Source organism: Bradyrhizobium tropiciagri (genome assembly GCF_018130545.1).
GTDB classification, from domain to species: Bacteria; Pseudomonadota; Alphaproteobacteria; order Rhizobiales; family Xanthobacteraceae; genus Bradyrhizobium; species Bradyrhizobium tropiciagri_A.
The window spans coordinates 841701-863599 of the sequence record NZ_JAFCKF010000003.1 but is presented as its reverse complement, the minus strand read 5'-3'; the positions used below and the strand labels follow the sequence as shown (position 1 = coordinate 863599).

Genomic DNA, 21899 nt, shown 5'->3' with positions numbered 1-21899 from the left:
GTGCCGGTTATTTCTGCTTGTCGAGCTTGTTGATGGTCTTGCCGCCATCGCTGTCTGTGGTGGTGAACGTCACCTTGTCGCCGGCGTGGAAGTCCTCCAGCGACAGTCCCTTGGGCACCTTGTATTCCAGCATCGCGCCGCCGGCCGCGCCCACCGTTCCGCTTTGCGTCTGCTGGAGCGAGATGGTTCCGCTCAATCGGTCAATCTTGGTGACTATTCCAGTCATCGGTTGCTGGGCGAAAGCCGCTGAGGTGATCAGGCTCGCGGCTGCGAGGCTGGTCATGACGATCTTGGCTGCTCTCATCGAGGTCTCCCAACTTCAGATATAGTTGGGGTCAACGAGCGGGGCGCGCAGTTGGTTCCGGAACAAGGCGGCCCAAACGAGCAGATCGGCAGGCGTGTCTGGATTCACGCGGGACGATCGGTCGCAGGCCTCAATCCAGCTCCTGCTGGATGGTGCGGCCCAGTGCGAACAGGCGCTGATCGATGGCGGTCGGCACCTCGCAGACGAACTTCACCACGCGTCCGCGGTCCTCGAAGATCCGCGTCTCCCAGACCAGCTGATTGCCGAGTTCGTCGACCTTGGCCTGGTCCGGAGGGGTGGCGTCCTGCAACGACTGCAGCTTGATCGTATCGTCGCGGATCTTTTCCGCGGCCTCGCGCTGCTTGCGCATCACGCGCTCGAGCCCGTTCATGACCGAGGCGCGCTGGCCGTTGAGCGTATCGAACAGGCCCGCAAACAGCAGCTTTCCGGCATTGGCCTTGTCGGCCGCGGCAGCAGACAGAAATTCGGTGATCTGCTTCTGCGCATCCTCCAATGGAATTCGGCGCGCGGCGAGCTTGGTCGCCAGTGCGCTGACCTTCGGATCGTCACGCCATTTGGTCTCAGCGTCGCCGAGCGGCGGGCCGGCCCACACCGCAGCGAGCGAGATCTCGGGGACTTTGGCCTGTTGGCAGGGCCAGTCCGGATAGCGCGGGTCCGCAGCCGATGCGACCTGGTTCGACAGAATCACCGCGAGCAGCACGCCGAGTGCCATGCGCCAGATTGTCATGCCTCGCCTCCGCCGGGTCCGCGGCGCACCAGGCCGCGCGATGGATCGTAAGCCAGGATCGCGCCGATCATGAATACCACCGTGCAGCCGCCGACCACCGCGAGGGAGACCCAGTTCATCTTGCCGTACAGCGCAAACCGGATCAGCTCCACCGCATGGGTGAACGGATTGCACTGGCAGACATAATACAGCATCGGGCTGCCTTCCTGCACCCGCCAGAGCGGGTAGAGCGCCGACGATGCGAAGAACATCGGGAAGATCACAAAGTTCATCACGCCGGCGAAATTTTCGAGCTGCTTGATGCTGGCCGAGATCAACATGCCCAACGCGCCGAGCATCAAGCCCGAGAGCACCAGCGCCGGAAGCACGGTGAGATAGCCGATGGTCGGCGGCGTGATGTCCCAGAACCAGGCGATCAGCAGGAAAGCGTAGACCTGCAGCAGCGACACCGCGGTGCCGGCGAGCAGCTTGCAGAACAGCAAATAGCCGCGCGGCAGCGGGCTGACCAGCAGCGTGCGCATGTTGCCCATCTCGCGGTCATAGACCATCGACAGCGAGGATTGCATGCCGTTGAACAGCTGGATCATCGCCATCAGGCCGGGCGCGATATAGACTTCGTAGAGGATGTAAGTCTCATAGGGTGGGATGATCGAGATGCCGAGCACTTGACGGAAGCCGGCCGCGAAGATGAACAGCCAGACCAGCGGTCTGACCAGCGCCGAGACGAAGCGCTCGCGCTGATGCAGGAAGCGTAGCGCCTCGCGCCACACGATGCCGTTCAGGCAGACGATGTATTCTGAAACCGAGAAGCCGCTGCGCTCGGGCGTGACCGTCGTGCTGCTCATGTGGGCGGTTTTCCGGTGAGGGTTGCCGTTCCGGTCAGGCGCATGAATGCGGTGTTGACGTCCTGGGCGCCGGCATCGGCGATGACGCGCGCCATCGGCCCGTGCGCCAGCATCCGGCCCTGGTGTAGCACCACGAGGCCGTCGCCCGGCATGATCTCGTCGAACAGATGCGTCGCCCACAGCACGCCGATGCCCTGTTCGGTGACGAGCTGGCGGACATGGTCGAGAATGTCGGCGCGCGCCTTGACGTCGAGCCCGACGGTGGCCTCGTCCAACAGCAACAGCCTGGGCCGATGCAGCAGCGCGCGGGCGATTTCGAGCCTTCGCATCTGGCCGCCCGAGAGATCGCGCACCTTGCTGCCTGAGCGGTCGGCAAGCCCGATGCGGGTGAGCACTTCGGCACTGCGCAGCCGCGCCTCGCGTCGCGAGATGCCGTGCAGCGCGGCGTGATACAGCAGGTTCTGCGTCAGCGAGAGATCGAGATCGAGCGTGCGCGGCTGGAACACGACGCCCATCAGCCGCAGCGCTTCACCCGGTGTTCGGCTGATATCGTGGCCGAAGATCTTGATCTGGCCGTTCTGGATGCCGAACAGCCGCGTCACCAGCGAGAACAACGTGCTCTTGCCGGCGCCGTTGAGGCCCAGCAAAGCGGTGAAGCTCGCAGGCGCAACCGTGAAGTTGACGTCGATCAGGGCGCGCCGCGGGCCGTAGCTATGGCTGACATTGCCGATCGACAGTGCCGGCTGCACGGCTGCTACAGCGCCTGCATCCGGCGGGGGCTGGTTCGCGATATGGGCGTCGGTTGCGGTCATGGCTGCGCGATCGTGATCCCCCAGGGCAGTTCGCCGACCTGAATGGTCTTGATCACCTTCTGGGACGCGACATCGATCACCGAGACGTCGTTCGAGACGCCGTTGGTGACCATCAGGTATTTCTCATCCGGAGTGAAATCCATGTGCCAGACCCGCTGGCCGACCAGGAGATATTTGAGCACCTTGTGGGTCGCGCCGTCGACCACCGCGACGCGGTTGGCGGGGCCGAGCGCGACGAACGCGGTCTTGCCGTCCTTGGTCATGCCGATGCCGACGGGCTGGATCGCCTCGTTGCGCAGGCCCGGGATCTCGAAGGTGATCTTGCCGGTCACTTCGCGCTTGACCGGATCGATGATCGATACCGTGCCGCCGATCTCGGAGGAGACCCACAATTCGGAGCCGTCGCGCTTGAATTGGGCGAAGCGCGGACGTGAATCGACCAGCACATTGGCGACGATCTGGCGCGTCGAGGTGTCGATGAAATGCGCCATGTTGGTGGTTTCGGACGTGTTGATCAGGATCTTGCCGTCCGGGCTGATCGTCATGCCCTCGGGCTCGACGCCGACCTGGATGTCGCCGATCCGGGCGCGCGTTTTGAGATCAATCACTGTGACCGTGTTGTCGTTCTCATTGGCGACATACAACGTGTTACCGGCGGCATCCTGGGTGAACAATTCAGGGTCGGGGCCGGAGGGCAGGGTGTCGACGATCTCCTGGGTCTTGGTGTCGATCACCTGGATGGTGTCGTCGTCGCCGACTGCGACCATCACGAACTTGCCGTCGCGCGAGAACTCGACGCCGCGCGGCCGCTGGCCGACCTTGATGGTTTTGGTCACCGCCCAGCTGTTGGTGTCAATCACGGTGACGGTGTTGCCCTTCTCGTTGGAGACATAGGCAACGAAGGCGGACGCCGGTGTCGCGGCAAGCCAAACGAGCATCCCGGTCAACAGACAGCGGCGCCACATGCGTTTCATCTCCCTCACTGCAGCTTGCACTTCGTTTCAGGCCGGTCAACACCGAGCGTGTCGAGCTCGGAGACCTGGTGCAGGAAACCTTCCTGCGGCGAGACCGAAACGACCATACGACCATCGGCCAGCAGGATCGGCTGACGGAGCTGCCAATTCCAGTCGCGCAGGGTCAATCGCGTGCCCTTGAAGGCGGCGATCGAGAAATCCTTGCTTTTGAGGAAGGCGGTGACCTTCTTGAGGTCGCCCGAGTTGGTGCGGGAAGTGGCCTCGCCAATCATGCGCGCGGCGGTCCAGGCCTGCATGTCGAGCGCGGTCATGCGGCGCATGTTCAGCTTGACGAAGCGGTTCTGGATCTGGATCGCGCCCCATTGGTCATGCGACGCGTCCCAGCTGGTCGGCACCAGGCCCGCCGAGCCCGCTACGGGGCGCGGATCCCAGGTCCGGTACGGCAGGTAATTCGCAAACACCTCGCTCTCGTCGGCGGCAACCAGCACGTCATAAGCCGGTGCCTGCTGGGTGAACACCGGCATCTGGCGCTGGATCAGCGTCACGCCAGAGTCGGTGCGCCGCGCGCCGCCGGTGTCCTCGAAGGTCCGTTCCTGGACGATCTTGGCGCCGAAGCGGGTGGCGGCACGGCGCAGCGCCTCGGCGTAGAGCTTGTCCTGATCATGCGAGCCGGTCACCAGCAGCCAGCGCTTCCACTGCTTCCACACCAGGTATTGGCCGAGCGCGTCCGCCAGCATCGAGCGGGTCGGCGCGACATGGATGACATTGCCGCGACAATCCTGCTCACGCAGCCGGTCGTCGATCGCCCCCGCGTTCAGCAGCACAGTGCCGCGGTCGCGCAGCGCATCGGCGACCTTCAGCAGGGCATCGGCGGGTAGGTCGGTGATGATGTAGTCGTTGCGGCCGGCGAGATCGGTCGCGACCTTGGCGACATCGTCGCTGTCCTTGACCTTGACCTCGTCGAGCACGAAGCGCTGATTGAGAAACTTGCCGGTCGTATTGTTGTCCTCGATCGCGAGGCGCGCGCCGGCAATGCCGTCATTGTCGGCCGGTTGCTCGACCAGCGAGAGCGTCGATTTGACGCCGGCATGGCCGAGATAGCCGATATGGATCTCGACGGGATCAGCCGCCAGCGCTCCGGTTGCCATCATGCTGAGCGCGATCGTGCCGATCAGCCATCGGAACATAACTCCTCCCGCAGTCTTTCCTCACTCGGCATGGCATTGTCGAAAGCTTCCGCTTTTCCGGCCATGCGTTGACGTGCAAGATGCCGGAATTGGCCTGGCTTGCAACCCCGCTTTTTGTCGTTGCAAGGTTACAAATTCGATTGGTTCACAATCATGAGATCAGGGTTTGCATGAGATTTGCGCTCGTCGTCTTGTCTTTGCTGGTGATGTCTGCGGCGGCCCGCGCCGAGCCGCCCAAGCTTGCGGTGTTCGACCTCGAGATGATCGACACCAGCCTGCAAGGAGAGGTGAACGGGCCGCGAACCGACGAGCAGGCGCGGCTGGTGCGGACCGGCGATCAGGTCCGCAAGGAGCTTGCGGACTCCGGCAAGTTCCGTGTGCTCGATATCGCGCCCGTCAATGCTGCGGCGCACGGCAGCAATCTTCAGGCCTGCGGCGGCTGCGACGTAAAGCTGGCCGGCGAGCTCGGCGCTGACCTAGCGATGACCGGCGTGGTGCAGAAGGTCTCCAACCTCATCCTCAACATCAATCTCTATCTGCGCGACGTGCACACCGGGCAATTGGTCGCCGCCGCGAGCGCCGACATGCGCGGCAACACCGATGAATCCTGGTCGCGCGCCACGGACTACCTCGTGCGCAACCGCCTGCTCGCGCCGAACTACGGCGCGCCGCAGGCGCGGTAGTTCAGTCCTTCGTTTTGTTTGCATTGGCGCTGATGTGGCAATCCCATCTCCGTCACCCTGAGGAGCGCGCCCTTGCGCGCGTCTCGAAGGCCACCAGCCGTGCCGTGCATCCTTCGAGACGCCGCTTCGCGGCTCCTCAGGATGACGGTGATGGACTGGTGCCGTTCTAAGTGATGTTCAACCCTTCAGCCGCGCGGCGTGCCAGCGCAGATGATCGGCCATGAAGGTCGAGATGAAGTAGTAGCTGTGGTCGTAGCCCGGCTGACGCCGCAGGGTGAGGGGAATGTTGGCCTTCTCGCACGCCTCCTTCAACAGCTCGGGCCGCAGCTGCTCAGTGAGAAAGCCATCGGCATCGCCGTAATCGACCAGCAGATCGGAGAAGCGGGCGCCGTCCTCGATCAGCGCGACCGCATCGTGCTTGCGCCATGCCTGCTTGTTGCTGCCGAGATAGCCGCCGAGCGCCTTGTTGCCCCACGGCACCTGCGATGGTGCCACGATCGGTGCGAATGCGCTGGCCGCGCGATAGCGGTCGGGATAGCGCAGCGCCACCGTCAGCGCGCCGTGGCCGCCCATGGAGTGACCGAGAATCGACTGCCGCGTCGTGTCGACCGGGAAGTGCTCGGCGATCAGCTTGGGCAATTCCTCGGTGACGTAGCTCCACATCCGGTAATTGGTCGCGAACGGCTGCTCCGTCGCGTCGACGTAGAAGCCTGCGCCGAGGCCGAAATCGTATGCATTGGCGGGGTCGCCGGGAACGCCTTCGCCGCGCGGGCTGGTGTCGGGTGCGACGAAGATCAAGCCGAGCTCGGCGCACGCCTCGCGGAATTCACCCTTCTCGGTGACGTTGGCGTGGGTGCAGGTCAGGCCCGACAGATAGGTGACGACCGGCAATTTGGCGCCGGCCGCGTGCTCCGGGACGAACACCGAGAAGGTCATGTCGGTCTTGGTCTCGCGGCTCGGATGCCGGTAGACGCCTTGCGTGCCGCCATGCGACTTGTTCTGGGAAACCGTCTGCATTGCCATATTCTTCCTCTGTGTTGGAGTGCAGCGTCAGGCGACGCCACTCTCGATCGCCAGGCGCACCAGCTCGGCCGAAGTGCGCACGCCAAGCTTCTGGCGCATGATCGATGACGTGTTCGCGACCGTCTTGTATGACGAATGCACCAGCCAGGCGATTTCCGACAGGCTCTTGCCGGAACTGAGCAGGCGCAGGATCTCCATCTCGCGCGAGGTGAGCTTGGATAGCGGGTTTTGCGCAAAGCCCGGTCGCGCAAACGCGACATTGCGTGCGATCGCCGGCGGCAGATAGACGCCGCCATTGCCGACTTCGCGCACCGCCTCCACCAGGTCGTTGGGATCGCCGGTCTTCGAGACGTAGCCCTTGGCGCCGATGTCGATGGCGCGGGCGGCGAACACCGGGTCGTCGTTCATGCTGAACATGATGAGGCGCGCGGCCGCATCGCGCGTCAGGATACGGCGCGCCAGCTCGAAGCCGGAGACAGTCGGCAGGTTGATGTCGATCACGCAGAGATCGGGCTTTTCCGCGACGAACGCCCGCTCGCCGCTTTCGGCATCCGCGGCTTCCAGCAGCGTGATCTCGGGATCGTCGGCGAACACGGTGCGGCAACCGGAGGCAACGATGGGATGATCATCAACGATCAGAATGCGCATGGCGTTGTTCCGGCGACCTGCTTCGATTCACTTGTCATCACATCAGCTTGCACGAAGAACACCTCGGTTCCGACCGGTTGTGCACCTCGCACGGGATTGCGATAGGGTGCGATTAGATAGCCGGGCAAATTTGGCTGTCAACGATCCTCTCGGAGGAGGGATCGCGGTCGGGGGCAACGTCATGTGGCAAAAGCTATCCTTGCGCGCGCGGATCAACCTGCTGCTGGCGCTGATCCTGGCGCTTGGCCTGGGCATCAATATTGCGCGGCTCGTGCTCGAAGCAGGCCCGCGCGTCCAGGCCGAGGATCAGAGCGTGATCCGGCTGGCGCGCGAGTTCGTTGCGACGATCGTGGCCGGTCTCGACGAGGCGCCGGACCCCGATGCACGGCTCGATCAGATCGTCCAGGACCTGAGCCGGCTGCGCCACGTCAGCATTACGCGGCAGGATGGCGCGACCGCAAAATCCACCGAGCGGTCCGAGGACGCCGGCGATCCGCGTGCCGCGCCGAAGTGGTTCGTCGCGCTGGTCCATCCCGAGCAGACCTCGGTGCGGGTGCCGATCTCGGTTCACGGCAAGCCGCAATCGCTTGTCATCACCTCGCATCCGGACGATGAGATCGCCGAGATCTGGGACGGCATCGTCACCCAGCTCGAGGTGGGCTCCGCGATCGCGGTGGCGCTGCTTCTGGTCACCATGCTGGTGGTCGGTCGCGCGCTGGCGCCGCTGGAGGCGCTGTCGCAGGCCATGATCAGCATCGAGGCCGGTGATTACGATGCGCGTGTCGAGCCCGGCGGATCGCCGGAATTGGCTGCGATCTGTGCCAAATTGAACCATTTGGCGGCGACGCTGGGCGAAGCCGTGGACAGCAAGCGGCAGCTGGCCGAGCGTGCGGTCTCGCTACAGGATTCCGAGCGCAAGGAGATCGCGCGCGAATTGCACGATGAGTTCGGGCCCTATCTGTTCGCGCTGCGCGCGCATGCCGGTGCGCTGACCCGGCTGTCGGAGGTCGAGCAGCCCGATCCGGCGGCGCTGCTCAAGCACGGCAACGCCATCCTCGAGCAGGTCAACGCGCTCCAGCAATTCACCCGCCGCATACTGGAGCGATTGCGGCCGGTGGGATTGGCCGAGCTCGGGCTTGCGGAAGCACTCGGCGCGCTGGTGCGGATGTGGAGCGAAACGCATCCGGAGGTGGAGATCGACAGCAACGTATCGCCGGATCTCGGCTATACCGGTGAGATGGCCGACCTGACGATCTATCGCATCGTCCAGGAAGCGCTCACCAACGTGTTCCGCCACGCCGGCGCAACGTCAGTCGATATCACGATCGAACCTGCGGAGCGGCAGACCGGCGCGCGCGGCAACCGCGGCTGTGCGCTGGTGCGGGTCCGCGACAACGGTCGCGGCATGCTCGGCGATCACCGGCTCGGCCGTGGCTTGACCGGGATGCAGGAGCGCATCCTCGCGCTTGGCGGCACGCTCAAGATCGATTCCGCCGATGATGGCGTGACGGTCGAGGCGCTGGTGCCGAAGGCCGCGCGCGCTTAGGTCGCTGATGGTGCCCAATATCTGAAGGCGGTCGATGCCAGCGCCAGTGCGCCGGCGATCCAGAGCATGACGATCGCGATCATGCCGGCCCGGCTGATCGGGCGCTGCAAGACGGCTGCGGCCCTGGTGCGGCATTCTGCCATGACCTCGTCCGGAATCAGCGAAAGCGCAAGCCAGATGCCGAGCGGCAGCAGGATCAGGTCGTCGAGATAGCCGAGCACTGGGATGAAGTCCGGTATCAGGTCGATCGGCGAGAGCGCATAGGCCGCGATGGCGATCGCAAGCGCCTTGGCGTACCACGGTACGCGCGGGTCACGCGATGCGAGATAGAGCGCAACGCTGTCCCGTTTCAGGTTGCGCGCCCAGGCTTTGACCGAGGAGAATTTGATGGCGGACAGCATGGCGTGGCGCCCGCACGCCAGACGGAGACGCTACTCCAGCACCACGTCCACCGGCATGCCGCCGTGCAGACCCTTGTGGACGGAGGAGGGCGCGATGCCGAAATATTTCCGGAACACGCGGCTGAAATGCGAGGAACTCGAGAAGCCCCAAGAGAACGCGACATCGGTGATGGTTTTGCCGTTCTGGGATTCCAGCTCCTGCCGGCAATTCTGCAGCCGGGCCTTCCAGATGTAGTCGCTGACCGTCATGCCGCGATCGCTGAACAGCATGTGCAGATAGCGCTTCGAGCAGCCCAGCGCCGCGGAAATGCGGTCGATGCACAGATCCGGATCGCGCAGATGCTCGCGGATGAAGCCCTGGGCCCGCACATAGGTCGCTTCAGCGCTGCCGCGGTCGAACATCGCGCCGGTCTCGCGCAGCGGCAGCAGCAGGAGATCGATCAACGCATCGGCCACGCCGACCGCGTTAACCGGGCTCAGCGTCGGCGCCTCGCCGAACGCGGCATGGACGAAATCATAGGCAATGCGGCCGGTGCCGTTGCGCGCCGACAGCTTGCACGGCGCCATCTTGGAGAGCTGGAAGCCGCGCTCCTTGAGCAGGTCCTTTGGAACGATGACAACCTCGTGACGCGTCAGGGACGGGCTGATGATCGTGTGCGGACACGACACGTCATAGGCGAAGCAGTCGCCTGGCAAGATGTCGAAGTGCAGACCGTCCTGCTCGAAATGCGAGACGCCGTGGGTCTGGAACACGATCTTGATGTAGGGGTGCTCGCTCAGCTTGATGCGCGAGATGGTGTGCGCAATCCGGTGCTGGCTTGCCTCGATCTGGCACAGCTTCAACCGTGAGACCGTCGTGAAATTGATGCGACCCTCGAGCGAGGATCCCTCGAGCGCATCGACGTCGAACTGACCGCAGAGGTCAGTGAGCGCATCCGACCAGCGCTGGATCTGACGCTTGGGCGTCAATCCGTTCGTGCTGAGTGAATGGACTGTCTCGGACATCTTTCCAGCCACCGATTCGATCCCCAACGTGACCGCCCACAGAGCTTAGGTCTGGTTCGGGATGATGCGCCTTCTCCCTGATTCTGAACAGCTTAGGGAGGCGACGGGATTTCTTCCCGGTTAATGTCGGGTAATCCTCCGACTTAGTTCTGGGCTCGTCAAGCGCAACCTTAGCACCGTCAAACCGGCGCTCGAATTGCGCCAGCCGCGATTGATGCCCTGCAACATGAAGCAACCATTCCTGCCAATTCGGACCCAGGCTGGAAAAATCTTATGAAGCTTCGCTTTTGAGCAAACGGCTCTTCTCTTTTGGGCAAGTCAGCCGGATTCGATCGGACTACGACTGGGGTACCAAAATGGAAGAAGTGGGGCCGTTTCGGCGGAAACCCTTGAGCTCTTGAACCTGGGAGGAAATCCACGATGCGCAAGCTGCTATACGCGACCAGCCTTGGGGCAATGGCGGTGTTCGCCGCCGGAGCTGCCACTGCCAATGACGAACTCCACAAGATGGCGCAGAACCCGAAAGATTGGGTGATGCCGGCTGGCGACTACGCCAATCAGCGCTACTCGAAGCTGAATCAGATCAACGCCTCGAACGTCGGAAAGTTGCAGGTCGCCTGGACGTTTTCGACCGGCGTGCTGCGCGGTCACGAAGGCGGGCCGCTCGTCATCGGGAACATGATGTACTTCTCCACTCCGTTCCCGAACAAGGTCTATGCTCTTGACCTTTCCAAAGACAACCAGATCGTCTGGAAATACGAGCCCAAGCAAGATCCGAACGTCATTCCGGTGATGTGCTGCGACACCGTCAACCGCGGCGTCGCCTATGGTGATGGCAAGATCTTCCTGCACCAGGCCGACACCACGCTGGTCGCGCTCGATGCGAAGACCGGTCAGGTGGTGTGGTCCGTGAAGGACGGCGATCCCAGCAAGGGCGCCACCGGCACCTCAGCGCCGCTCGTCGTCAAGGACAAGGTCCTGATCGGCATCTCCGGTGGTGAGTTCGGCGTGCAGGCGCACATGACCGCGTACGACATCAAGACCGGCAAGCTGGTCTGGCGTGGCTTCTCGGAAGGTCCGGACGATCAGATCCTGGTCGACGACAAGACCACCGAGCTCGGCAAGCCGATCGGCAAGGACTCGAGCCTGAAGACGTGGCAAGGCGATCAGTGGAAGATCGGCGGCGGCGCGACCTGGGGCTGGATCTCCTACGATCCCGAACTGAACCTCGTGTATTACGGATCGGGCAACCCCTCGACCTGGAATCCGAAGCAGCGTCCCGGCGACAACAAGTGGTCGATGACGATCTGGGCGCGTAACCCGGATACCGGCGTTGCCAAGTGGGTCTACCAGATGACGCCCCATGACGAATGGGACTATGACGGCGTCAACGAGATGATCCTTTCGGATCAAACCATCGATGGCAAGCCGCACAAGCTCCTGACTCACTTCGATCGTAACGGCCTCGGCTACACCCTCGATCGCGCCACCGGCGAACTGATGGTCGCCGAGAAGTTCGATCCGAAGGTGAACTGGACCTCCGGCGTCGACATGAAGAAGGACTCGCCGACTTATGGTCGTCCGAAGGTTCTTGACGCAGCGTCGACCGACAAGGCCGGCGAAGACCACAACGTCAAGGGCATCTGCCCGGCAGCGTTGGGTTCGAAGGACGAGCAGCCGGCAGCCTACTCGCCGGAGACGCAACTGTTCTACGTGCCGACCAACCACGTCTGCATGGACTACGAGCCGTTCAAGGTGAGCTACACCGCAGGTCAGCCCTATGTCGGCGCGACGCTGTCGATGTATCCGCCTCCCGGTGAGACCAACATGGGCAACTTCATCGCCTGGGACGGCAAGACCGGCAAGATCGTCTGGTCGAACAAGGAGCAGTTCTCGGTCTGGTCGGGTGCACTCGCGACCGCCGGCGGCGTGGTGTTCTACGGCACGCTGGAAGGCTATCTGAAGGCAGTCGACGCCAAGACGGGCAAGGAGCTCTACAAGTTCAAGACCCCGTCCGGCATCATCGGCAACGTCAATACGTATGAGCACAATGGCAAGCAGTATGTGGCCATACTCTCGGGTGTTGGCGGTTGGGCAGGCATCGGCCTTGCGGCCGGTCTGACTGATCCGACGGCCGGTCTCGGTGCAGTCGGCGGCTATGCCGCGCTGAGCAACTACACCGCGCTTGGCGGAACGCTCACCGTGTTCTCGCTGCCGCAGTAGGCTGAGCAACCCTCGTTCCGGCGCATGGAGCGATCTCCATGCGCCGGTCCGTCTTCAATCCGCACGCGAGGATATGCTTTTGCGTAAGATCTGGTTTGTGACTGCCGCGATCTTTGTCGTGGCAATGAGTGGAGTTGCCTCCGCCGAAGCTCCGGGCGACCCGACAGCGGTCAAATCCGAGGACGGCAAATATCTCGATAAGGACGGCAACCCGACCTACAAGGTGGCGCCCGACGGAACGGTGGATTGGTACACCTATTCCGGTTACCGCCGTTACCACTCGGAATGCCACGTCTGCCACGGACCTGATGGCATGGGATCGACCTACGCGCCGGCGTTGAAGGATTCGCTGAAGACCATGAACTATGCCGACTTTCTCGGCGTGGTTGCGAGCGGACGCAAGAACGTGTCGACGTCACAGGAGAACGTGATGCCGGCGTTCGGCGATAACCCGAACGTTGCCTGCTACATGGACGACCTCTATGTCTACCTGCGTGCCCGTTCCACCGATGCGGTGGGGCGCGTTCGCCCGGCCAAGCACGAAGACAAGTCGGAAGCCTATGGAAAGGCGGAAGACGCCTGCATGGGTCACAACGACAAGAAGTGAGCGTGACCGGCGCGAATGAAAACCTGTTTGATGTTTAGTGGAGACCAAGATGAAGACCCGCGCCGCAGTCGCATTCGAAGCAAAGAAGCCGCTTGAGATCGTCGAGCTCGACCTGGAAGGCCCCAAGGCCGGCGAGGTCCTCGTCGAGATCAAGGCGACCGGCATCTGTCATACCGACGCCTACACGCTCGACGGCTTCGACAGTGAAGGCATCTTCCCCTCGGTGCTCGGTCACGAAGGTGCCGGCATCGTTCGCGAGGTCGGCGCCGGCGTGACGTCGGTGAAGCCGGGCGATCATGTGATCCCGCTCTACACGCCGGAATGCCGGCAGTGCAAAAGCTGCTTGAGCCAGAAGACCAACCTCTGCACCGCGATCCGCGCCACTCAAGGCAAGGGCGTGATGCCCGACGGCACCTCGCGCTTCAGCTACAAGGGCAAGCCGGTCTTCCACTACATGGGCTGCTCGACCTTCTCGAACTTCACCGTGCTGCCTGAGATCGCGGTCGCGAAGATTCGTGAGGACGCGCCGTTCGACAAGAGCTGCTACATCGGCTGCGGCGTCACTACCGGCGTCGGTGCGGTCGTCAACACCGCTAAGGTGACCCCTGGCTCCAACGTCGTCGTGTTCGGCCTCGGCGGTATCGGCCTCAATGTGATCCAGGGCGCCAAGATGGTCGGTGCCGACAAGATCGTCGGCGTCGACATCAATGACTCCAAGGAAGCCTGGGGCAAGCAATTCGGCATGACGCATTTCGTCAACCCGACCAAGGTGCAGGGCGACATCGTCCAGCATTTGGTCGGCCTGACCGACGGCGGCGCCGACTACACCTTCGACTGCACCGGCAACACCACCGTGATGCGTCAGGCGCTGGAAGCCTGCCACCGCGGCTGGGGCGTGTCGGTCGTGATCGGCGTCGCTGAATCCGGCAAGGAGATCGCGACCCGGCCGTTCCAGCTCGTCACCGGACGGGTCTGGAAGGGCACCGCGTTCGGCGGCGCGCGCGGCCGCACCGACGTGCCGAAGATCGTCGACTGGTACATGGGCGGAAAGATCCAGATCGATCCGATGATCACCCATGTGCTGAAGCTCGAGGAGATCAACAAGGGCTTCGACCTGATGCACGAGGGAAAATCGATCCGTTCGGTCGTCGTATTCTGAAATCAAAACACCAAGCACTAGGAGGATAGGTCAATGACTGTTCATATCCACCCGTCGGTCGACAATGGCGTCAAGCAAGGCTCCGGCAGTTTTGCCGGAGGCACGCTTGTCTGCAAATGCGCGGACAAGAAGGTCAAGGTCGGGGTCAAGGGCGACGTCGCCCATAACCACGCCTGCGGCTGCACCAAATGCTGGAAGCCTTCGGGCGCCACCTTCTCGGTGGTCGCGGTGGTCCCGCGCGAGAACATCACCGTGCTAGAGAACGGCGACAAGCTGAAGATCGTCGACGCGGCGGCGGTGATCCAGCGCCACGCCTGCACCGGCTGCGGCACCCACATGTACGGCCGGATCGAGAACAAGGGCCATCCCTTCTACGGTCTCGACTTCATCCATCCCGAGCTGTTCCAGGAGTCCGGCTCGGCGGCTCCCGGATTTGCCGCCTTCGTGTCGTCGGTGATCGAATCCGGCGTCAAGCCGGCCGATATGGCCGGGATCAGGTCGCGGCTGAAGGAGCTTGGGCTGGAGCCCTATGACTGCCTGTCGCCGCCGCTGATGGACGCGATCGCCACCCACGTGGCGAACTCCAAGGCGGCCTAAGGAAGAGGCAGTCGACAGGTGCGGCCTGATGGCCGAGCCCCTGAGGAGATCCTGCGTCGGCAGCGGGCCTGCCGGCGAGGGATATGCTGGTAGTACCCGTGACCTTGAACCTTGCATGCCCTGCGGGCGACCACAGGGCATGCATTTTATTTTCTGCCTTGCCCTCGTCCTTTCCCCGATCCTGGTTCTCTCGCACGCCCACGCGGCGTCGCCGGAAGACCGCTACATCGCCGCGCGCGACGCCGCGATCGCCAAATTCGCCAAGCTGTCGAGCGACAACAAGATCGACGAGGCCGCCGACAAGGCCGAAGCGGCCGCGCGCAACGGGCTGAAGGCGCAGCTGGCCACCATCCTGGCCGAGCCGTCGCGGCCGGGCTTTGCGCCCGCCCAGCTCAACCTCGACACTCTATATAAAGGCGACATGGGGTTCGGCATGCTGGACGGCCTGCGCTTCGATGCCGACACCGGCCGGGACGGCGCCAAGATCGGCGAAAAGCGCGCCGACGGCAGCTTCGTCGAGCCGAAAGCGCATATCATCGTCACCACCGAGGCCCTGTTCACTCGCTGGCTGCATGAGCACAAGGCCTGGTGGGACAAGGGCAGCAAGAACGTGCCGCAGCAGATCGAGGCGGCACTGAAGTTCGAAGGCCTCTACACCCAGGCGATCTCGACCGACGCCGCGGTGATCAATTTCAACGCGCTGCGGGTCGCCAAGCCGGCATCGGCCACACTGACTTACGGCTTCCTGGCCGGCCGCACCCAGGATTCGACGCCCGAGGCCGCCGATGAGGTGTTTGTGGCAGCGCTCGCTAACGGCAAGTTCTACATCGCCTATGGCGAGATCGAGCCCACCGTGAAAGTCTCGGCGTGCACGGCGATCCAGGCCGATTACAACAAGAAGGCCGACGCGGCGGCCGAGAAACTCGAGCGCAAGCAGATCACCAGGAAGGAATACGACAAGCTCGGCGATCTGCGCCAGCAGGGCGACGACGCCTTCAAGCGCTGCTTCACCGAGCGCGCGCCGCAGCAGCCGGCTTTTGCCGAGGCCACGAAGCAGGCCCAGGCGCTGCTTGATGCGGCGATCGGCAAATAGTCAAGCGGGCTACTCCAAATCTCCAAACAGCCATAGCGCCCACATCACCTGCATGATCGGCCAGGCAGCAAATACGGTACACAAGAGCCAGTAGGGGAGCGGCTTTCGAGCTTGGCGCACCTTCACGAGGGAGGCGACCCCGAACGGTACCAGCAGAAGAAATGTCGGTGCGAAAAGTCCGCCATAGAGGATGACGCGCGATGCGTGAGCAGTGATGCCTGTCTCTATGACGGATTGCAGCACGAAGAAGTAGGTGACGAGCAGCACGGGCGCAAGCAGCGCGGACGTGACTGCCGGTGAAAACCCCACCGAATCGATGTGGGGTCTTTTCGCCCACGCCCTGATGATGATCCAGGCGGACAAGAACACGATGGTTAGCGGCAATCCCAACTTCAACAGAGCGTCTTGTCCGTCATGGATGCTCATCAGATAGATCGCCACGACAAGCCCTCGTCAGCTGCGACATCAGCGCTTCGATCGCTTGCCTCTATTAGCAATACGCCGCCGCCGATTGCGGATTTTGTCGTGCAGAATTCGCGGTTTGTCGTGCAGACTTCGTGCAGGCGGCGCGTGTTGCGCGGGTTTGATCGGCGACCCCTGCGCGCCTATCTTCTCGGGGAAGTCCTGCATCCTGGGGAGACGCCATGAATACCGCCATCAATCCGTTTCGCATCGCCGTCAGTGACGACGTCCTCGATGATCTCCGCTCCCGCCTGCGCCGGACCCGCTGGCCGGAGGCCGAACTGGTTGACGACTGGAGCCAGGGCGCGCCGCTCAAATGGATCAAGGACGTCTGCCACTATTGGGCCGAGAGTTATGATTGGCGGCAGCGCGAGGCGCGGCTCAATCGCTTTAGCCAGTTCATCACCGAGATCGACGGACTCGACATCCACTTCATCCATGTTCGCTCGAAGCATCCGGAGGCGCGGCCATTGATCATCACCCATGGCTGGCCAGGATCGGTGGTCGAGTTCCACAAGGTGATCGAACCGCTGACTGATCCGACGGCGCATGGTGGCAGCGCGACTGATGCCTTCCACGTGGTGTGCCCGTCATTGCCGGGCTTCGGCTTCTCGGCCAAGCCCATAGCGACGGGCTGGGGCGTCGACCGGATCGCCAGCGCCTGGGCCGTCCTGATGCAGCGGCTCGGCTACACCAGCTATTTCGCGCAAGGCGGCGACTGGGGCTCGGCCGTCACGACCGCGATCGGCGGGCAGGACGCGGCGCATTGCGGCGGCATCCACATCACGCTTGCGATGTCGACCCGACCCAATGTCGAGGGCCAGCCGACGCCGGAAGAGACCCGCGCGCTGAACGGCATCAAATATTACGCCGACTGGGACTCGGGCTATTCCAAGCAACAGTCCACCCGGCCCCAGACGCTCGGCTACGGCCTGACGGATTCGCCGAGCGGGCAGGCGGCCTGGATCCTTGAAAAGTTCTGGGCCTGGACCGATTGCGACGGGCATCCCGAAAATATCCTGAGCCGGGACGAATTGCTCGACAATGTCATGCTGTATTGGGTCACCACGACAGCTGCCTCGTCGGCGCGGCTATACTGGGAAAGTTTTGGGCCAGGCAAACGAACCCCGCACAAGGTGGGCGTGCCGACCGGGGTTGCCGTGTTTCCCAAGGAGATCGTCACCCCGGTCCGCAAATGGATGGAGACCAACTTCACCAACATCCAGCACTGGAGCGAAATGCCGAAGGGCGGACATTTCTCGGCGTTCGAGCAGCCTGAACTGTTTGTCGGCGAGGTGCGGAAGTTTTTCGGGAAGTTGGGCTAGCTGCGTTTGTGGCAGAATGCGCTGCGCAACGGAGGGATTTCGGCGTGCTGCTTGATCCCCGCCACGGCGACTTTGAGGACAATGCCGCCAGTCCCGAACAGCGTTCGTTGTTCGCGATCGTAGGCAGCCTTCTGGTTGAGATAAGCCCGGCGAAGCTGCTATTCGCCTGGACGGTTTCGCTTCTGCTTCCGGGCCTGCTGCTCGGCCTTGCGCCGATGGTCGCGTCCGCCTGGATCTCGAGCCTTTCTCAACACGTTCTGGAAGTGTCCGAAGTGGGGGCCGTGCTGGCGTTGGTTGCGATCGCGGCGTTAGGGTGGCTTGGCGGGCGACCGCTGTTTCAAATCGCGGAAACAAACTTCTGGTCGTTGAACGCGCTCGCGGTGCAACCGAGCTACGCTTTCATGCGCGAGGCGCTGGGCCATCTGGCGGAGTTACTCTGGCGAACCGGCGCAACTCCTGCGTCTCGCATGCGGCTGCGCCGCAGTTGCTCAATCGGCGCCGGCATGCTGCTCTCAGCAGGTGCGGCATTGATCGCGGTCCTGGCCTGGCCAGCTTCGCAATGGACAGCGACCGTCAATGACCTTGTTCTGATCCATCGCCTCGTGGTGCCGACGTTCGCGAACGCCGTTGTGTTGGTGTCCAGCTATCTTGCGGTCGCATCACTGGCCTGGAGTGTCGCCGATGCCAGCATGGATCAACCGGCCGACCTTGCCGCCTTCGACGCGACGCCGCCCGATCGCCGCTGCTGGCGCATTGCGCATTTGTCTGATCTTCACGTGGTCGGCGAACGATACGGCTTCCGCATCGAAAGCGGGACGGCCGGTCCGCGGGGAAACCAGCGCTTCAACCGCGTGCTGGCCCGCCTCGCCGAAATTCACGCCGTCGATCCGCTCGACCATGTGCTGATCAGCGGCGATATGACGGATGCGGGCCGGCCCGGTGAATGGGCGGAATTTCTCGATGCATTGGCAGGTCATCCCGAGCTTGCCGCACGCATCATCATGCTTCCGGGCAATCATGACGTTAACGTCGTGGATCGCGCCAATCCCGCGCGCCTCGACCTGCCGTTCAGCCCGGGCAAGCGGTTACGGCAGATGCGTACCCTGTCGGCGATTGCGGCCGTCCAGGGCGATCGCGTGCGTGTCGTCGACGGTTCCGGCAAACCGTCGGCTACGCTGAACCAGGCGCTTGCAGCTTACCAGGACCGGATCACGCAATTTGCGAAGCGCGGGGGCGTGCGCCGTGCTGCGGCGCTCCGCGGCTTGTTCGATGATCAATTCCCAATGATCCTGCCGCCGGACCAGGATGGCGGCCTCGGGATCGCGATCCTCAACTCCAACGCAGAAACTCACTTTTCCTTCACCAACGCGCTCGGTTTGGTTTCAGAAGCGCAAACGCGGCGATTGGAGGCTGCAATCCGTCATTTCCCGACTGCATACTGGACCATCGCGCTGCATCATCACTTGATGGAGTATCCCATGCCGGTCAAGACGTTTGCCGAACGCATCGGGACGGCCCTGATCAACGGCAGTTGGTTCGTACGCAGGTTGCAAAAGTTTTCCGATCGCTCGGTCGTGATGCACGGTCACCGACATATCGATTGGATCGGTACCTGCGGTGCGTCGAAGATCGTCTCGGCCCCCTCGCCAGTGATGGGGGCGGCCGATGATGAAGTGACCTATTTCTATATCCACAGAATGGTGGTTGGTCCGGACCGGAAGCTCTGTCTCGCCGAGCCCGAGCGGGTGGAAATTGCCGGGAGTTAGGACGGTTGCGGCGTATCTTCGGGCGTTCCGCCGAACAAATCAGCGATCCATGCGGTCGACGGACTCTCGGCACAGAAGGTCAGAATAGCGAGTGTGATCGGCACGCCGATGAAAGTCCCGAACAGGCCCCAGAGCGAGCTCCAGAAGAAGATCGCAAACAGCACCAGGAACGGCGAGATCGACAACGTCGAGCCAGCCACCCGCGGTTCGACATAGCTGCCGACCACGAACTGGATGACGTTGAGACAGGCAAACACACCAAACACCGCGGGCCAGCTTTCGAACTGCGTCATGGCCAGCAGCGTGGGGAACAATGTCGCGATGAAAGGGCCGACGAAAGGAATGTAGTTGAGGACAAAAGCGATAACGCCCCATTCGAATGCGAATGGCAGTCCGGTGACGGCAGCGAACAGGCCGACCAGGAGACCCGTGACCGCGCTCATCTGCGTCCGCACCAGCATATATTTGCGAAATTTGGCGGCCGTCGCTTTGCTGCCCTTGAGCAAGACCCGCGCGGCTGTGCGATTCTCCAATCGTTGGATTCGTCGACCAGCGTCTTCGACCTCGAGAAGTCCCAGCACGACATAGACCAGCGCGATGAGCCAGAAGCTCAACGTGGTGTTGAGGCGGCCGGTGACGTATTGTGTGACGCGTAGCAGCCAGCCGACATTGAAATGCTCCGCCCAAAGGCCGGCGAACGAGACGCCGTGGCCGTCCAGCCAAATCACCGCGGCGTCGTAGAAGGCTTGATATCGCGCCGCATCCGCAATCAAGGAGCGCCCGACACGGCCGAATCCCCACGCCGCGAGCGAGGCAAACGCGACGCAGGCAGTGGTCGTAACGACGACGGTGACGGCGAGCGCGAGCAGTTTCGGCAGCCACGCCTGCAGCCGTTCTTGAACGGGCCAGACGATCGCAATGATGAACAGGGCGGCCGCAAGCGGGGCCAGCACACTGCGCGCCTGAGCCACCGCCGCAGTGACAAGTACCGCGGCGATGATGCCGGTCGTGATCTTCAACCCGCCAATCATCCTGGGTTATCCGATCTCCTACGAGCTGGCTCGATCCTGCGGCGCAGCTACAGCAATGCGCGATAGATCCCCGGTGCCGAGCCTTCGATGGCCACCGCGCCGACGGCCTTCGTATAGAATTCCGCCGGCCCGACGCCACCGATGATGGCGTAGCCGAAGCCCTGATATTTCATGTCCTCGAGACAGGCGAACAGCAGAGCCTTGCCGATTCCGCCCTGCTGCGCCTTTGGGGCGACGCCAGTCGGGCCGAAGAAGTTGCGACAGGCCGCGTCGTAGCAGGCAAATCCCAGGATCTTCTTCTGTTGGATCGCGATGAAGCACGAGACCGGTTGGCGGCTAAACGCGACATCGGTTTCGCTGGCCCATGCCTCGCTGAATGTCTCCCGCACCCAGGCGATGACCTTGTGCTTTTCGGGGGCGAGCGCCCGGCGCATGACTATTCCGGCCTGCTGCAACCGATCATAAGTGGGCCGGGAATCGGGCAGGGCGTAGAGCTTGACCAGCATGTCCATCCGGCAAGCTTAGTTGAAAACGCGTCCGGTGGGCAAATCACGCGAGGACGGTAGAGGGGCTGGACTACCATTTCCGCTGTTGCTTGTTCGAACTCTGGTTCGAGACCTTGGCCTCACGCGCAATTGCCCAAAAGTACCCGCCGCAGAATGCAACGATCGCAACAATCACGCTGGCGGCGATAAGCTCTTGCATGTCTGCGGTTCTCCAAGTAGACCTACCTCGTTGACGTGGGAATTATACCCACGGATTGCCCGCGTAAAGCGGAAATCGGTTTCGGAACGTAACGCGGCGGAGCGAGTGCATGGTGAGGGTCAATGCAGCGGACGGACGCATTCGGGCGATCGCAGCTCTCGTTGTGCTTGTCGGGATAGGTTCGGCGCAAGCCGCCCGAACCTCGGATAAATCCGATGCCAGCGGCGGCACCGTCCCGATTCCGGTTGATGCGCGGAACCAGACCTCCGCGATGGATGGCGCGGTGCGGGCCGTCCCGCTCCCCAAGGGCGCTTCCGCGATCAGCGAGACCTACGGAGATTGGATCGTCAAATGCCAGCTCGACGGCGCTGCCAAGCTGTGCACCCTCGGGCAGACCCAGCTCTCAAAGGAGACCAATCAGCAGATCTTCGCCATCGAGCTGATTGCGAGGGACGGCAAGGCCGAAGGCAACATCTTGATGCCGTTCGGGCTGAAGTTCGACGCCGAGGCCGTCCTCAAGCTGGACGGCAGGGATCTGGAACAGACGCGCTTCTCCACATGCACGGCGCAAGGCTGCCTGCTTCCGGTCTCGTTTCCCACTGTTGTGACCGACACCATCAGCAAGGCGAAGACGCTCACCGTCGCCGCGCAGAACATCAGCAACGGGCAGGCCGTCGTCTTTAACGTCCCGCTCAACGGCTTCGCCACGGCGCTGGAGCGTACGATTCAGCTCGGAAGCTGACCGCCACGTGCTG

24 protein-coding genes are annotated in these 21899 nt (G+C 62.9%); 10 read left to right on the top strand and 14 right to left on the bottom strand.

From position 1 onward, the window contains the following. Nucleotides 1-7: 7 nt before the first annotated feature. The 6 genes from JQ616_RS16840 to JQ616_RS16815 form a co-directional block, all read right to left on the bottom strand. Entirely contained in the window at nucleotides 8-304 is a 297-nt protein-coding gene (locus JQ616_RS16840; RefSeq protein WP_212016017.1) for a copper-binding protein, read from the bottom strand. Between the two features lie 130 nt (nucleotides 305-434). Then, nucleotides 435-1052: a hypothetical protein gene (locus JQ616_RS16835; protein ID WP_212016016.1), complete on the bottom strand. Its 618-nt coding sequence runs from the start codon at nucleotides 1050-1052 to the stop codon at nucleotides 435-437. Beyond that, nucleotides 1049-1897 (bottom strand): ABC transporter permease, encoded by an 849-nt coding sequence (locus JQ616_RS16830; protein ID WP_050405241.1) that lies wholly within the window; start codon nucleotides 1895-1897, stop codon nucleotides 1049-1051. Before JQ616_RS16830 ends, JQ616_RS16835 begins: the two co-directional genes overlap by 4 nt. Further along, nucleotides 1894-2709 carry an ABC transporter ATP-binding protein gene (locus JQ616_RS16825; protein WP_249136826.1) on the bottom strand — a complete coding sequence of 272 codons (816 nt, stop codon included), beginning with the start codon at nucleotides 2707-2709 and terminating at the stop codon, nucleotides 1894-1896. Before JQ616_RS16825 ends, JQ616_RS16830 begins: the two co-directional genes overlap by 4 nt. Next, nucleotides 2706-3683, bottom strand: coding sequence for a YVTN family beta-propeller repeat protein (locus JQ616_RS16820; RefSeq protein WP_212016014.1), 978 nt, complete (start codon nucleotides 3681-3683; stop codon nucleotides 2706-2708). Before JQ616_RS16820 ends, JQ616_RS16825 begins: the two co-directional genes overlap by 4 nt. A 5-nt stretch (nucleotides 3684-3688) precedes the next feature. Continuing rightward, nucleotides 3689-4870 (bottom strand): ABC transporter substrate-binding protein, encoded by a 1182-nt coding sequence (locus JQ616_RS16815; protein ID WP_212016013.1) that lies wholly within the window; start codon nucleotides 4868-4870, stop codon nucleotides 3689-3691. A 206-nt stretch (nucleotides 4871-5076) separates the two neighbouring features. Here JQ616_RS16815 and JQ616_RS16810 point away from each other — a divergent pair, with 206 nt between their 5' ends. After that, nucleotides 5077-5553, top strand: a complete 477-nt coding sequence (locus JQ616_RS16810) for a DUF3280 domain-containing protein (RefSeq protein WP_212016355.1) — start codon at nucleotides 5077-5079, stop codon at nucleotides 5551-5553. Between the two features lie 177 nt (nucleotides 5554-5730). On the opposite strand, the gene fghA is transcribed toward JQ616_RS16810, so the two are convergent. Together fghA and JQ616_RS16800 are read right to left on the bottom strand one after the other, a co-directional pair. Beyond that, nucleotides 5731-6576, bottom strand: a complete 846-nt coding sequence (fghA, locus tag JQ616_RS16805) for an S-formylglutathione hydrolase (protein ID WP_212016011.1) — start codon at nucleotides 6574-6576, stop codon at nucleotides 5731-5733. Nucleotides 6577-6603: 27 nt separating this feature from the next. Then, the gene (locus tag JQ616_RS16800; protein ID WP_212016009.1) at nucleotides 6604-7224 is read right to left on the bottom strand and encodes a response regulator transcription factor; all 621 of its coding nucleotides are present in this window, start codon (nucleotides 7222-7224) and stop codon (nucleotides 6604-6606) included. 181 nt (nucleotides 7225-7405) lie between these two features. Between JQ616_RS16800 and JQ616_RS16795 the strand changes: the two genes are divergently transcribed. Further along, the gene (locus tag JQ616_RS16795; RefSeq protein ID WP_212016007.1) at nucleotides 7406-8770 is read left to right on the top strand and encodes a histidine kinase; all 1365 of its coding nucleotides are present in this window, start codon (nucleotides 7406-7408) and stop codon (nucleotides 8768-8770) included. On the opposite strand, the gene JQ616_RS16790 is transcribed toward JQ616_RS16795, so the two are convergent. Further along, on the bottom strand, nucleotides 8767-9171 hold the full coding sequence (locus JQ616_RS16790; RefSeq protein ID WP_212016006.1) for a YkvA family protein: 405 nt from the start codon (nucleotides 9169-9171) through the stop codon (nucleotides 8767-8769). The genes JQ616_RS16795 and JQ616_RS16790 overlap by 4 nt on opposite strands. A gap of 30 nt (nucleotides 9172-9201) precedes the next feature. Beyond that, nucleotides 9202-10176 carry a helix-turn-helix domain-containing protein gene (locus tag JQ616_RS16785; RefSeq protein WP_212016003.1) on the bottom strand — a complete coding sequence of 325 codons (975 nt, stop codon included), beginning with the start codon at nucleotides 10174-10176 and terminating at the stop codon, nucleotides 9202-9204. A gap of 420 nt (nucleotides 10177-10596) precedes the next feature. On the opposite strand from JQ616_RS16785, the gene xoxF5 reads away from it, so the two are divergent. The 5 genes from xoxF5 to JQ616_RS16760 all read left to right on the top strand — a co-directional run bounded on the left by xoxF5 (nucleotide 10597) and on the right by JQ616_RS16760 (nucleotide 15855). Next, a complete protein-coding gene (gene xoxF5, locus JQ616_RS16780; RefSeq protein ID WP_212016001.1) occupies nucleotides 10597-12399 on the top strand; it encodes a lanthanide-dependent methanol dehydrogenase XoxF5 in 1803 nt (600 codons plus the stop codon). A gap of 124 nt (nucleotides 12400-12523) precedes the next feature. Then, nucleotides 12524-13006 (top strand): c-type cytochrome, methanol metabolism-related, encoded by a 483-nt coding sequence (locus JQ616_RS16775; protein ID WP_249136935.1) that lies wholly within the window; start codon nucleotides 12524-12526, stop codon nucleotides 13004-13006. Between the two features lie 49 nt (nucleotides 13007-13055). Further along, on the top strand, nucleotides 13056-14165 hold the full coding sequence (locus tag JQ616_RS16770) for an S-(hydroxymethyl)glutathione dehydrogenase/class III alcohol dehydrogenase (RefSeq protein WP_212015999.1): 1110 nt from the start codon (nucleotides 13056-13058) through the stop codon (nucleotides 14163-14165). Between the two features lie 33 nt (nucleotides 14166-14198). After that, complete coding sequence (gfa, locus tag JQ616_RS16765) at nucleotides 14199-14762, top strand: S-(hydroxymethyl)glutathione synthase (RefSeq protein ID WP_212015997.1); 564 nt, start codon at nucleotides 14199-14201, stop codon at nucleotides 14760-14762. Between the two features lie 139 nt (nucleotides 14763-14901). After that, a complete protein-coding gene (locus JQ616_RS16760; RefSeq protein ID WP_212015995.1) occupies nucleotides 14902-15855 on the top strand; it encodes a hypothetical protein in 954 nt (317 codons plus the stop codon). A gap of 9 nt (nucleotides 15856-15864) precedes the next feature. Here the strand turns inward: JQ616_RS16760 and JQ616_RS16755 are convergent, their stop codons facing one another. After that, nucleotides 15865-16296, bottom strand: a complete 432-nt coding sequence (locus JQ616_RS16755) for a hypothetical protein (protein WP_212015993.1) — start codon at nucleotides 16294-16296, stop codon at nucleotides 15865-15867. A 203-nt stretch (nucleotides 16297-16499) separates the two neighbouring features. Between JQ616_RS16755 and JQ616_RS16750 the strand changes: the two genes are divergently transcribed. Further along, nucleotides 16500-17642, top strand: coding sequence for an epoxide hydrolase family protein (locus JQ616_RS16750; protein ID WP_212015991.1), 1143 nt, complete (start codon nucleotides 16500-16502; stop codon nucleotides 17640-17642). 44 nt (nucleotides 17643-17686) lie between these two features. Continuing rightward, complete coding sequence (locus tag JQ616_RS16745) at nucleotides 17687-19408, top strand: metallophosphoesterase family protein (protein WP_349630001.1); 1722 nt, start codon at nucleotides 17687-17689, stop codon at nucleotides 19406-19408. On the opposite strand, the gene JQ616_RS16740 is transcribed toward JQ616_RS16745, so the two are convergent. From JQ616_RS16740 to JQ616_RS39650, 3 genes are all read right to left on the bottom strand, one after another. Continuing rightward, complete coding sequence (locus tag JQ616_RS16740) at nucleotides 19405-20439, bottom strand: AI-2E family transporter (protein ID WP_212015988.1); 1035 nt, start codon at nucleotides 20437-20439, stop codon at nucleotides 19405-19407. The genes JQ616_RS16745 and JQ616_RS16740 overlap by 4 nt on opposite strands. A gap of 47 nt (nucleotides 20440-20486) precedes the next feature. Beyond that, nucleotides 20487-20951: a GNAT family N-acetyltransferase gene (locus JQ616_RS16735; protein WP_212015987.1), complete on the bottom strand. Its 465-nt coding sequence runs from the start codon at nucleotides 20949-20951 to the stop codon at nucleotides 20487-20489. A 64-nt stretch (nucleotides 20952-21015) separates the two neighbouring features. Continuing rightward, nucleotides 21016-21144 (bottom strand): hypothetical protein, encoded by a 129-nt coding sequence (locus JQ616_RS39650; RefSeq protein WP_283812637.1) that lies wholly within the window; start codon nucleotides 21142-21144, stop codon nucleotides 21016-21018. 109 nt (nucleotides 21145-21253) lie between these two features. Between JQ616_RS39650 and JQ616_RS16730 the strand changes: the two genes are divergently transcribed. After that, nucleotides 21254-21886: an invasion associated locus B family protein gene (locus tag JQ616_RS16730; protein WP_212015986.1), complete on the top strand. Its 633-nt coding sequence runs from the start codon at nucleotides 21254-21256 to the stop codon at nucleotides 21884-21886. Nucleotides 21887-21899 lie beyond the last annotated feature (13 nt).